Origin of the sequence: Streptomyces afghaniensis (assembly GCF_044327915.1) — a bacterium.
Taxonomy (GTDB): Bacteria; Actinomycetota; Actinomycetes; order Streptomycetales; family Streptomycetaceae; genus Streptomyces; species Streptomyces afghaniensis.
In genome coordinates this window covers 92,439-104,262 of record NZ_JBIRGJ010000004.1, presented here as the reverse complement: position 1 = coordinate 104,262, position 11,824 = coordinate 92,439, and the positions used below count along the sequence as shown (strand labels likewise).

At 71.7% G+C, this 11,824-nt stretch carries 11 protein-coding genes; 6 read left to right on the top strand and 5 right to left on the bottom strand.

Going from position 1 to position 11,824, the window contains the following annotated elements:
* Positions 1 to 197 precede the first annotated feature (197 nt).
* Together ACH4G3_RS15015 and ACH4G3_RS15010 are read right to left on the bottom strand one after the other, a co-directional pair.
* A complete protein-coding gene (locus ACH4G3_RS15015) occupies positions 198 to 1,178 on the bottom strand; it encodes an SCO0930 family lipoprotein (RefSeq protein ID WP_397624847.1) in 981 nt (326 codons plus the stop codon).
* A gap of 293 nt (positions 1,179 to 1,471) precedes the next feature.
* On the bottom strand, positions 1,472 to 1,915 hold the full coding sequence (locus tag ACH4G3_RS15010; RefSeq protein WP_397624846.1) for a hypothetical protein: 444 nt from the start codon (positions 1,913 to 1,915) through the stop codon (positions 1,472 to 1,474).
* Between the two features lie 22 nt (positions 1,916 to 1,937).
* Between ACH4G3_RS15010 and ACH4G3_RS15005 the strand changes: the two genes are divergently transcribed.
* The 3 genes from ACH4G3_RS15005 (at position 1,938) to ACH4G3_RS14995 (ending at position 3,634) form a co-directional block, all read left to right on the top strand.
* Complete coding sequence (locus ACH4G3_RS15005) at positions 1,938 to 2,066, top strand: hypothetical protein (RefSeq protein WP_397624845.1); 129 nt, start codon at positions 1,938 to 1,940, stop codon at positions 2,064 to 2,066.
* 24 nt (positions 2,067 to 2,090) lie between these two features.
* Positions 2,091 to 2,855, top strand: a complete 765-nt coding sequence (locus ACH4G3_RS15000) for a bestrophin-like domain (protein WP_397624844.1) — start codon at positions 2,091 to 2,093, stop codon at positions 2,853 to 2,855.
* Positions 2,856 to 3,079: 224 nt separating this feature from the next.
* Complete coding sequence (locus tag ACH4G3_RS14995; RefSeq protein WP_397624843.1) at positions 3,080 to 3,634, top strand: hypothetical protein; 555 nt, start codon at positions 3,080 to 3,082, stop codon at positions 3,632 to 3,634.
* 118 nt (positions 3,635 to 3,752) lie between these two features.
* Here ACH4G3_RS14995 and ACH4G3_RS14990 read toward each other — a convergent pair whose 3' ends face one another.
* Positions 3,753 to 4,241 (bottom strand): hypothetical protein, encoded by a 489-nt coding sequence (locus ACH4G3_RS14990; protein WP_397624842.1) that lies wholly within the window; start codon positions 4,239 to 4,241, stop codon positions 3,753 to 3,755.
* Between the two features lie 371 nt (positions 4,242 to 4,612).
* Between ACH4G3_RS14990 and ACH4G3_RS14985 the strand changes: the two genes are divergently transcribed.
* A complete protein-coding gene (locus ACH4G3_RS14985; protein ID WP_397624841.1) occupies positions 4,613 to 5,281 on the top strand; it encodes a class F sortase in 669 nt (222 codons plus the stop codon).
* A 39-nt stretch (positions 5,282 to 5,320) separates the two neighbouring features.
* Here ACH4G3_RS14985 and ACH4G3_RS14980 read toward each other — a convergent pair whose 3' ends face one another.
* Positions 5,321 to 6,154, bottom strand: a complete 834-nt coding sequence (locus ACH4G3_RS14980; protein WP_397624840.1) for a polysaccharide deacetylase family protein — start codon at positions 6,152 to 6,154, stop codon at positions 5,321 to 5,323.
* A gap of 89 nt (positions 6,155 to 6,243) precedes the next feature.
* On the bottom strand, positions 6,244 to 9,540 hold the full coding sequence (lysX, locus tag ACH4G3_RS14975; protein WP_397624839.1) for a bifunctional lysylphosphatidylglycerol synthetase/lysine--tRNA ligase LysX: 3,297 nt from the start codon (positions 9,538 to 9,540) through the stop codon (positions 6,244 to 6,246).
* An 89-nt stretch (positions 9,541 to 9,629) separates the two neighbouring features.
* Between lysX and ACH4G3_RS14970 the strand changes: the two genes are divergently transcribed.
* Together ACH4G3_RS14970 and ACH4G3_RS14965 are read left to right on the top strand one after the other, a co-directional pair.
* Positions 9,630 to 10,091, top strand: coding sequence for a universal stress protein (locus tag ACH4G3_RS14970; protein WP_354742020.1), 462 nt, complete (start codon positions 9,630 to 9,632; stop codon positions 10,089 to 10,091).
* 318 nt (positions 10,092 to 10,409) lie between these two features.
* A complete protein-coding gene (locus ACH4G3_RS14965) occupies positions 10,410 to 11,822 on the top strand; it encodes an amino acid permease (RefSeq protein ID WP_397624838.1) in 1,413 nt (470 codons plus the stop codon).
* Positions 11,823 to 11,824: the final 2 nt, after the last annotated feature.

Sequence of the window (11,824 nt, the reverse complement as noted above, 5' to 3'; positions counted from 1 at the left end):
GCATGCCCTTCGAACATATGACGAACAGTGTCCGAGGCATTCCGGAGAGTTCCGGAGCGGAAGGGGAAGAGCGTCAGAATTCGATGAGTTCAGGTGAAGCACGGCAAAACGGTCCGCCCCTCCGTGGAGTACGGAGGGGCGGACCGGGTCGGCTCCGTCGGGTGGACGAGATGATCAACCCTGGGGAGGTTTCTCTACTACTCCGAAGCGCCGACCAGCTTTCCGTCGGGCCGCACGGCGTACCAGGTGCCGCCGACGCCCTGGCCGTTGGTGTCGCCGGGAGCCTTGTCACCGGCGAAGGTGTAGATCGGCGAGCAGTTGATCGTCTGCTGCTTGCCCTTGCCGTCGGTCCGGTCGAAGATCATGTACCCCTTCTCCTGGATGCCCTTGGTGTCGGCGAAGTCGACGGGCTCCACGAGCGGCCACTTCTCCAGGCACTCGCCGGTGCAGTTGGAGACGGGCTTGGGCCAGGCCTCGTCCTTCTTGAACCGGTAGACGGTCATGCCGTTCTTGTCGACGACGATCTCGCCGAGCTTGGGGTCGTTGCGGGTGGACAGCCCGGGCAGCGCCCCGGCTTCCTCGCCGCCTGCGGCGGCCCCGCCGCCGCCCTGCGCCTTCTTGCCGTCGGGGGCCAGCGCGTACCACTTGCCGCCCACACCCTGGCCCTTGACGTCACCGGCGTTGACGTCCTTGGCGTAGCGGTAGGCCGGCCAGCCGCCGACGGTCAGCTGCTTGGTGCCGTCGGCCCGGGTGACCGAGCCGAGCAGCGCCTTGTCGATGCCCTCGCCGGCCTCGGCGTCGTCCGCGGGCACCGGCGGCCAGGTCTTGGCGCAGTCGCCGTCGCAGTTCGACTTGGGCGGCTGCTCGGTGTCCTGATCGAACCGGTACAGAGTGAGGCCCAGACTGTCGGTCACCACCTTGCCGACCTCCTCGGCGGTGGCGACGGACAGCTTGCCCGCGGGGTTTGACGGGCTGGAAGGGCTCGGCGTGGCCTGCTGGCCGCCCGCGGCGCCGGCCACTCCGTTCCCGGTGCCGATGCTTCCGTAGTCCCCGGGCGCTGCCGAGGCACCCACGTTCTGGCTGGCCGCCGGAGGGCTGTCCTGACCACACGCCGTCGTCAGCGCCAGGACCGCCGCGGCGCTCGCCACGAGTGAGGCGCTCCGCCAGGAGGTCTTCATCGTCAACTCCCCATAATCGCAAGGGTGTTGCAGCGCCCTGCTGCGCCGCCGCACGGTCATGAGTACGCACGGCGGACGTGATTGTGTTCAACCACCGGCCAAATTTCTTTCCAGAACCTGTGAGGGCGCCGCCCGCCACCGCACACGGGTACGGGGGGCGAAAGCTTCGCGGGCGGCCGCCGATCAAACCGGCGGCGCCCGGAAATCCCTCTTTCGGGGCAATCCTCTTGCGCTCCGGCACGTCCCGGCCGCAGAAGGCTCATGATCTTCGTCGTGCATGGACCCCTATCGACTCAATCCGCCCTCGCCGCAAAGGCTTTGGCGGTAACGGCGCTGACGTGGGCGCTCGTCGGCGCACCGTCCGGAGTGGCGGTGGCCGACGCCTGCGCGTACGCCTCGACGGGGCCGGACGGCACGGAGGCGGTGGCGGTCGCCGGAAGCAGGACCTGGCCGACGAAGCCGCCGTGCCGGCCACCCACACCGACCCCCACGCCCACGCCGACCCCGACGCCCACGCCGCCGAAGCCGACTCCGGAGCCGCCGAAGCCCCCGCCGCCGAAGCCGACTCCGAAGCCGCCGGACCCGACACCACCGCCACCCTCACCGCCGCCCCCGAAACCGACCCCCACGCCCAGACCGGAGCCGCCGCCACCGCCCCGCCCGGCGCCACCGCCCCGCCCGGCCCCCAGACCGGTACCGCCCCCGGCCCCGGCACCGAAGCCGTCGGCGAAGCCCACCCCGCGTCCGTCCGCGACGCCGGTGCGCTACCCGCGGTACCGCGCCGCGCCGCGGCCCCGACCGGCGAGCCGCAGCATGTCGCCGCTCACCTTCGTCCTGCTCGTCACGGTGCCCGCGGTGGTCGCCGTCGCCGCGCTGCGCGCGCGCTGATCCCTGAAGCTCTGGAGGCATCTCTTGCCGGAATGGCTTGTTCTCACCCTCGCGATGCTGGCCGCCTGTGTCGTGGTGGTCGTCATCACCGTGGTACGCCACCGCACGGCGTCCGATGACGAGGACCCCAGCGAGACCCCTGACGTCATCGAGTACATGACGATGTGGATCGGCGTGGTGTACGCCATCGTCCTGGGCCTGGCGATCGCCGGTGTGTGGGAGGGGCGCAGTGCCGCCCAGGACCACGTCCAGGCGGAGGCCACCGCGCTGTACGAGATCTCGGAGCGGGTCCGGGTCTACCCGGACGACGTGCGCGACCGCATCCGGGACGACATCCATACGTATGTGAGCCATGTCGTCACCACCGAGTGGGACACCATGGCCGACCGGGCGCAGGTCACCGGGCGCGGCGGTGAGCTCTTCGAGCGCGTCCGCCAGGACGTCACCGATTACCGGCCGAAGACGGACTTCGAGGCCCAGGCCTACCAGCCGCTCCTCGACCAGGTGACCGCGGCCAGCCAGGCCCGGATCGCCCGGGCCGAGTCGACCGGGGAGACCATGCCGGGCGTGGTGTGGTTCGGCCTGATCGCCGGAGCCGTCGTCACCATCGGGATGATCTTCGCCCTCCAGATCCGCAGAACGACGCGGGAACTGGTCCTCGCCGGGCTGTTCTCGGCCCTGATCGCCTTCCTGCTGTTCCTGATCTGGGACTTCGACTCGCCCTACAGCAGGGGCGTGACCGCGTCGGCGGACCCGTTCCTGAACCTCTTCCCGGGGGCCGGGGACTGACGGCACCCGCACCACGGAACCCGGCCGGGGGGCGAGCGACACACCGTCGCCGCCCCCCGGTCGCGTCAACGGGGTTCCCCCTGGTGGCCCACACCTGTGACCCATTCGCGCTACTGCGATCGCGCCACCGTGGACACCTTCTTAGCGTTTCGGGCATCGAGGTGCATTTCCGGCGTGAGCGGAACAGGTCCGCGGCTGCTCCTCGGGGACCCGGAGGTTTCACCATGCGCGCGATACGCGTCGCCTCGGCCTCGGCCGTACTGCTGGGCGCCGGCACCCTCACCTCCTGTGTGCCGGCCGCCGACGCGGCCACCCGGACCGAATTCGCCTTCGACGTCCAGCCCTCCACCATCGCGGCGGACGGCCTGGTCACACTCGTGGTGGAGCGCAACGAAGCGTGCGAGGGGGAGGCGGCGGTCTCCTCACCGGTCTTCGACGTGGTCGCCATCCCGCCGAAGAAGTCGTCGGCGACGGCCAGGGTCGACAGTGACGCCAGGCCCGGCGCCGTGTACGACGTGGAGTTCTTCTGTGACGGGTCGAGCGGCACCGCGCACCTGACCATCGCCGGCGGCGATCCGGCGCATCACCCCGCGCAGCACCCGGCGCATCACCCGAGGCACCACCACCGCCACCCGTGGAAGGGCGTGCACGCAGGTGAGGGCGGCACCCTCGGCGGCTTCGACCTCAAGGAGATCGGCCTCGGCGCCGCGCTGATCACCGGCGCGCTGGGCACGGCGTACCACTTCTCCCGCCGCCGCACCGAGGAGGACGCCGGCTGACCGGCCCCACGCACCGCGCAGGTCTTCGCCCCGGATCCGTCGAGGGATCCGGGGCGAAGACCGTTCACGTGCGAGGCGGCTCGTAGCGAAGGGGTCCAATGGAGCGTGCGGCGAGGCGTCAGACGCGCCGCTCGGCGCGACGGCGCATCCAGAACACCCCGCCGCCGACGACCGCGGCGGTCACGAGCCCGCCGCCGATGGCCATGTCGGTCGGGGTCGCACCGGTGGTGCTGCTGCCGCCGATGCCGCCGCGGACACCGCCGATGACGGTGAACGCGTGGGGCTTGGTCAGACTCCTGCTGTCGCACCTGACCGTGATGTCGTACGGCCCCGGGCGGGCGTTGTTCCTGATGGTGGCGGTGCCCCTCGCCGTGTCCCTGGCGCCGTGGATGGGCGAGAGCTTCACCGGCATGGTGAACGCGTTGGAGGTGGCCGTGCCACCGTTGCGGCAGCCGTCGACCGTGATGGTCAGCTGGCCGCCGCGGGCGATCACGCTGGGCAGGGCGACGATGTTCCTGGGTGTGTCCCACGCGACGGCCGCGGGCGCGGAGAGGCCGAGGGCCGCGACCGCGGCGCCGGCGACCGCCAGGGCACGAGTGTTAGGCATGTGAACCTCCGCGGAAGACGCCCCGGGACCCGTCCCCGGTCGATCGGCGAGAAAGCGCCTCCCAGAAAGACAGTCAGTTGCCTTGCCCGGACCCGCATTTCGGGAATGGTCCGTCCTGGTGAGAGAAGGCACCGCGGGACGACCGCGCAATCGGATATCGCCGCAGGTCACGGACCGTCAGAAATTTCCTCGCGACGGCAACTCGGATGGCGCACCTCACAGCCGCGGGTCACCCCGGACAGCCCATGACCACCCCGGACAGCCCTGCGCCACCCGTTCGCCCTTGTCCCGTCGCCGGTTTCGCGCCCGGCACTTAGCGTTCTGATATGCGCGAAAGACACGGCGACGGCCGCGTCGAGAGGGGATGGCCCATGTCTGCGTCCGAGCTGGCCGAGGCGGAAGAGGAGGCGCGGCGCAACAAGCGCGCCCCGTGGGGCGTGATCGCGCTGGTTCTGCTGACCGGCCTCGCGCTCATCCGGAACGGCTCGGGGGAATTCGACGAGGGCCCGCCGCAGCCGGCGACCGCTGCCGCGGCGGACAGCCGCGTACCCGGGGCCACCTTCGCCGGGGCCGTCAAGCCCCTCCCCTACTCCCTCCCGGACCGGGTCCGGATCCCGGCGATCCAGGTCGACGCGCCGATGATTCCCGTGGGCCTGGACGCGGACGGCTGGGTCGGCGCGCCGCCCCCGGAGGACCCGAACCTGGCCGGCTGGTTCACCGGTGCCGTCGCCCCCGGCGAGAAGGGCACCGCGGTCGTCGTCGGCCATGTCGACAACCAGCAGGGCCCCGCCGTGTTCTACGCACTCGGGGCCCTGAAGAAGGGAAACCGCGTCGAGGTCGCCCGGCAGGACGGGAAGACCGCCGTGTTCGAGATCTACGGCATCGAGGTGTTCGAGAAGGACAACTTCCCCGGCGACCGTGTCTACGCCTCCAAGGGCGCGGCGGAACTGCGGGTCATCACCTGCGGCGGCGGTTTCTCCCAGCAGAACGGCTACGAGGGCAACGTCGTCGCCTTCGCCCGCCTGGTCGAGGTGCGCTGAGCGTCCCCGGCCGGGCGGACGAAGGTCCGACGGCAGGTCTCAGGCGTAGTGCCGCCGGGGCACGGTGACGTGGTAGCCGGAGTCCAGCAGTTCGGGAAGGTAGCGCCGCAGGGCCCGCACGCTCTGCGAGCGGTCGCCCCCGGCGTCGTGTGCGAGCACCACGACACCGGGGGCGGCGCCGTTCTCGACCCGGTCGGCGATGAACCGGGTGCCGGGGGTGGTCCAGTCGAGGGTGTCGACCGTCCAGGCGAGGGGTTCCATGCCGAGTTCGGCGCCCAGCTGGAAGGCGGCGCGGTTCCAGGCGCCGTAGGGGGCGCGGAACCACTCGGGGCGCTCGCCGTAGGCCTCCTCGATGACGTCGCAGGTGCGTTCCATCTGGGAGCGGATCTGCCGGCGGGTCAGGCGGGTGAGCAGCGGGTGGGACCAGGTGTGGTTCCCGACGACATGGCCCTCGTCGGCCATCCGGGCCAGCAGCACCTTGTTGTCGGCGGCCATCTCCCCGCACACGAAGAACATGGCGCGCACGTCGTACTCGGCCAGGGTGTCGAGGACGGCCGGGGTGTAGCGGGGGTCGGGGCCGTCGTCGAAGGTCAGGACCATGGTGCGGCCGCGGCCGGAGACACGCAGCAGCGGTGCACGGCGTACCAGGGTCCGGCGGGGCGCGGCCTGCGGCGGCCCGTATCCGGTCACGGGCTGGAGACGGTACGCGGAGGAGTCCGGCGGGCGGCGGGCCTGTGGCCCCGCGGACGGGACGGACCCGGCGGGGCCGTCCCCGGTGACCGCCGTGAGCACACCGGCCGTGGCCGCCGCCCCCACGGCGCCGGTGCCCGCGATCAACAACCGGCGGCGGGTGAGCAACTGATCCCTCTTCATGACTCATCAGTCGCCCGGCTGAAGGTCGACGCACCTGAGCAACACCGGCGCGGCGGCACGTTTTCACCCGGACGGCTCACGCGGAAGGGTCAGCGGCGGCGCACCAGGGGGAACGGCAGGGTCTCCCGGATCGTCAGTCCGGTGAGGAACATGACCAGCCGGTCGACGCCGATGCCGAGGCCGCCGGTGGGCGGCATGGCGTACTCGAGGGCGTCGAGGAAGTCCTCGTCGAGTTCCATCGCCTCGGGGTCTCCCCCGGCGGCGAGCAGGGACTGGGCGGTAAGGCGGCGGCGCTGCTCGACGGGGTCGGTCAGCTCCGAGTAGGCGGTGCCCAGTTCGGTGCCGAAGGCGACGAGGTCCCAGCGTTCGGCGAGGCGCGGGTCGGTGCGGTGCTGCCGGGTGAGCGGGGAGACGTCGGTCGGGAAGTCCTTGTAGAAGGTGGGCGGCCCGGTCCGCTCCTCCACCAGCCGCTCGTACATCTCCAGGACGATGTCGCCGTGCCCGTCGTCGGCGGTGTAGGGCACCCCGGCGCCGTCGCACAGCCGCTTGAGGGTCTCGGTGCCGGTGCCCGGGTCGATCTCCTCACCGAGGGCCTCGCTGATGGCGCCGTGGACGGTCTTGACCGGCCACTGGCCGGAGATGTCGTACTCCTTGCCGTCCTTGTGGGCCACGGGTGCGCCGAAGGCGGCGGTCGCGGCGCCCTGGACGAGTTCGCGGACGAGGTCGAGCATCACGTCGTAGTCGGCGAAGGCCTGGTAGGCCTCCAGCATCGTGAACTCGGGGTTGTGCTTGTAGGAGACGCCCTCGTTGCGGAAGGTGCGGCCCAGCTCGAAGACCTTCTCCAGGCCGCCGACGCACAGCCGCTTCAGGTGCAGCTCGGGGGCGATGCGCAGGTAGAGGTCGAGGTCGTAGGCGTTGATGTGGGTGGTGAAGGGGCGGGCGTTGGCGCCGCCGTGGATCTGCTGGAGCATCGGTGTCTCGACCTCGAGGTAGCCGCGTTCCAGCAGGCCCTGGCGCAGGGCCTGGACGGCGGTGGAGCGGGCCCGGATCACCTCGCGGGCGCCGGGGCTCGCGACCAGGTCGAGGTAGCGGCGGCGGACCCTGGCCTCCGGGTCGGCGAGGCCCCGGCGCTTGTCGGGCAGGGGGCGCAGGCACTTGCCGGTGAGTTGCCAGGAGGTGACGAAGACGGTCGGCTCGCCCTGGTCGCTGACGCCCGCGCGGCCGGTGGCGGTGATGTGGTCGCCGATGTCGGTGTCGGCGGTGAAGCGGTCCAGGGCGGGGCCGGAGCGGTCGCGGGTGAGGGCGAGCTGGTGGTCGCCGGACCAGTCGCGCAGCACGACGAAGACGATGCCGCCGAAGTCGCGGACCAGCATGATCCGGCCGGCGACGGTGACGTCGTCGCCCTGCTCGATGCCGGCGAGGGTGTGGGGGCGGGCCGGGATGCCCACCGGGTAGGGGTCGGTGCCCGCGGCGCGCAGCCGGTCGAGTTTGCGGTGCCGGACGCGGACCTGGTCGGACAGGCCGGCGAGAGGGTCGGCGGGCTCGGTCCCGTCCCCTCCGGCGAGGCCGAGCGCCGCCAGTGACGGCAGCCCCTGAGTGGTGGCGGGCCGCTGTCCGCCCTTCGAGTGCCCTCTTCCCCTGCCCCACAACGTGCGCATCGACGGTACGGAGACGAAGCCCTCGGCGATTGCGGAGGCGAGTCCCACCCGGGCGAGCGAGGCGGCGTCCGCGTAGCAGAGGAAACGGGGGTACCACTCGGGGCGGTACTTGGCGTTGGACCGGTACAGGGCCTCCAGTTGCCACCACTTGGAGAAGAAGAGCAGCAGGCGGCGCCAGAGGCGGAGCACCGGTCCGGCGCCGATGCGGGCGCCCTCCTCGAACACGGAGCGGAAGACGGCGAAGTTCAGCGAGATCCTGCGCACGCCCAGTTTCGGTGCGGCGTGGCACAGTTCGGCGACCATGAACTCCATGACGCCGTTGGGGGCGGTACGGTCACGGCGCATCAGGTCCAGGGAGACGCCGTCCCTGCCCCAGGGCACGAAGGACTGGAGGGCGAGGAGGCGGCCGTCCTTGTCGTGGGCCTCGACGAGGAGGCAGTCGCCGTCGGCCGGGTCGCCGAGGCGGTCCAGGGCCATGGAGAAGCCGCGCTCGGTCTCCGTGTCGCGCCAGGCGTCGGCCCGTTCGACGATCTGCCGCATCTCCTCCTCGCTGAGGGTGGAGTGGCGGCGGACGCGGCAGGTGGCGCCGGTGCGGCGGACGCGGTTGACGGCCTGGCGGGTGACGCGCATGTCGCGGCCGTCGAGGTCGAAGTCGAGGACGTGCAGGATCGCCTCGTCGCCGAGCTGGAGCGCGCCGAGCCCGGCGCGCACGAAGGCCCGTGCGCCTTCCTCGGAGGCGCCCATCACGGCCGGTACCCAGGCGTACCGGCGGGCCATCTCCTGCCAGGCGGCGATCGCGTGCGGCCAGGCCTCCCGGTCGCCCACCGGGTCGCCGCCGGCCAGGCACACGCCGGCCTCGACACGGTAGGTGACGGCGGCCTTGCCGCTGGGCGAGAAGACGACGGCCTTGTCACGGCGGGTGGCGAAGTAGCCGAGGGAGTCCTGGTCGCCGTAGCGGGCGAGGAGGGCGCGGATGCGGGCCTCCTCGTCGTCGTGCAGGGCGGCTTCCAGGCGCTGCGAACGGAACAGGGTGGCGACGGCGTTCAGCAGGGCGAGCGCACCGAACAGGCCGAGCAGGAAGAACAGGGCGTGCGGCGGGCGGCCGTCGAAGCTGTCCGCGGGCACCAGGCCGCCCAGGACCCGGTTGGCGGCCCAGGCGAGGCGCTCACCGCGGGGCAGTGTGCCCGGGAACGCCTCGACGAGGCCCCAGCCGACCAGGATCGCCCCGACCAGCCCGGCCACGAGCACGGCGAGTGCCCGGCGTACGGCGGCCCGGCGGGAGGCGGCGTAGAACTCTCGGCGGGCGACGATCAGCAGGATCAGGGCGAGGCCGCAGACCACGAAGGACGGCACGGACTCGGCGAACTCGCCGACGGCCATGCCGAGGATGTCGGTCAGGACCAGCAGGCCCAGGTAGACGACGACCAGCCACCAGGCGATCTTCTTGCGGGCGCCGGTCGCGGCGGCGAGCAGGAACAGGAAGACCGCGTAGGCGAGGTTGGCGCTGACGGGGACGAGCAGCAGGTCGAGGAAGCGGACGAGGGGGCGGAGCCCGGTGCGCAGCGGCGGGATGACCGCCAGCAGGGCGCAGAGCAGGCCCAGGGCGCCGAAGAGGACCGCGAAGCCCTCGGGTACCCGGCCGGGGAAGCCGTGGGCCCGGCCGCGGGGCGGCCGTATCGGGCCGGTGGTGTCCTTCCCGGCCGTCCCGGTGTCCGTGCTGGCACTCATGTTTCGACGATAGGAACACCCGCGTCTTCCCGCCCCTCGAACAGCTCCCGGCGCAGAGCCGGAGCTGTGGCCTCCGATAGCCTCGCGGCGTGACGGAACAGCACTCCCATCAGTTCGAACGGGGCACGGACGGACCGAAGGTGATCGTGGTCGGGGTGGACGGCTCCGACTCGTCGCTGCGGGCCGCGGCCTACGCCGCCGGCCTGGCCCGCCGCCAGCACGCACTGCTCGCCGTGGTGTACGTGCAGCCGGTGCTGGCGGCGGGCGCGGCGCTCGGGGCGCCGGTGGCCGAGACGACCGACGAGATCGCCGAGGACCTGGTGGCGTACATCCGGGACGCGGCCGAGCGGCTCAAGGGGATATTCGAGGTCCGCTGGGAGTTCCACACGTTCCGCGGCGACCCTTACAGCGGCCTGGTGAAGGCGGCGGACGACCTCAAGGCGGACGCGGTGGTCGTGGGCGCGTCCGAGCAGGCGGGCCACCGGATCGTCGGATCGGTGGCGGTGCGCCTGGTGAAGGCCGGGCGGTGGCCGGTGACGGTGGTGCCGTAAGGAGCTCCGCGCACTGGCCCGGTGACGCGGCGGGTGCCTGCGCGGTGCCGTCCGCCGCCTTGCCCAGTGCCAACCACCGCCTCGCCCGGTGCCAACCACCGCCTCGCCCGGTGCCGACCGCCGCCTCGCCCGGTGCCGGCCGCCGCCTCGCCCGGTGCCGGCCGCCGCCTCGCCCGGTGCCGGCCGCCGCCTCGCCCGGTGCCGGCCGCCGCCTCGCCCGGTGCCGGCCGCGCCTTGCGCGGTGTCTTCCGTCGCGGGGCCACCTGGGCCATCATGATCCGCCATCAGCCGTTTGCCGATCGCGAAGAGGTGAGGCGCATGGCCGGGCTCCGCATGGGTCAAGGGATTCTCCGTCGCAAACCCATCGAGCGGATCGAGGAGACGGAAGTCGGCAAGGGCACCCAGCTGGAACGATCCCTGGGGCTGTGGCAGCTGACCGCCATCGGGGTCGGCGGCATCATCGGCGCGGGCATCTTCACCCTCGCGGGAACCGTGGCCAACGGTACGGCGGGTCCGGCCGTGCTCGTGTCCTTCCTCATCGCGGGCGTCGCGAGTGCCGCGGCCGCCCTGTCCTACGCCGAGTTCGCCGGGCTCATCCCGAAGGCCGGTTCCGCCTACACCTACGGCTACGCGGTGCTCGGCGAGCTCGCGGGCTGGTTCATCGGCTGGGACCTGCTGCTGGAGTACACGGCGATCGTGGCGGTCGTCGCGATCGGCATCTCGGGCTACTTCAGCTTCCTGGTCGGCGAGATGGGCGCCGACCTGCCGGACTGGATGCTGGGCGCGCCCGGCACCGGCGACGGGCACAAGGTCGATCTGTTCGCGGCACTGCTGTGCCTGCTCATCGCCTACTTGCTGACCCTCGGCATCAAGAACGCGGCCCGGTTCGAGACGGTCGTGGTGGTGCTGAAGGTCCTGGTCGTGCTGCTGGTGATCGGCGTCGGCGTGTTCCACATCGACACGGCGAACTACAACCCGTTCTTCCCATACGGGGTGGGCGGGGCGTTCACGGGCGCGGCGACGGTGTTCTTCGCGGTCTTCGGCTACGACGCCATGTCGACGGCGGCCGAGGAGTCCAAGGACGCACAGCGGCACATGCCGAAGGCGATCATCTACTCGCTCGTCATCTCGATGGTCCTGTACGTGGCGGCCTGCCTGGTGCTGACGGGCATGCAGGACTACAAGGACATCGACAAGGAGAGCGGCTTCTCGACGGCGTTCAAGTCGGTGGGGTTGAGCGGTCTCGCCGACGTCATCGCGGTGGGCGCGATCATCGGCATCCTGACGGTGATGTTCACGTTCATGCTCGGGGTGACCCGGGTGTGGTTCTCCATGTCCCGTGACGGGCTGCTGCCCAAGTGGTTCGCGAAGACGCACCCGACGCGGCACGTGCCCACGCGTGTCACCTGGATCGTGGGGGTCGCGTCGGCCGCCATCGCCGGGTTCCTGCCGATCGGCGAGGCGGCCGAGCTGACCAACATCGGCATCCTGCTGGCGTTCGTCGTGGTGTGCGCGGCGGTGATCGTGCTGCGCTACCGGCAGCCGGACCTGCCGCGCACGTTCCGTACGCCGTGGATGCCGGTGGTGCCGGCGCTGGGCATCGTCTTCTCGATCTGGCTGATCACCTTCCTCCAGTGGCAGACGTGGGCGCGGTTCGCCGTCTGGTTCGCGCTGGGGCTCGTGGTCTACTTCGCGTACTCCTACCGGCGCTCGGAGCTGGCGCGGCGCTGACC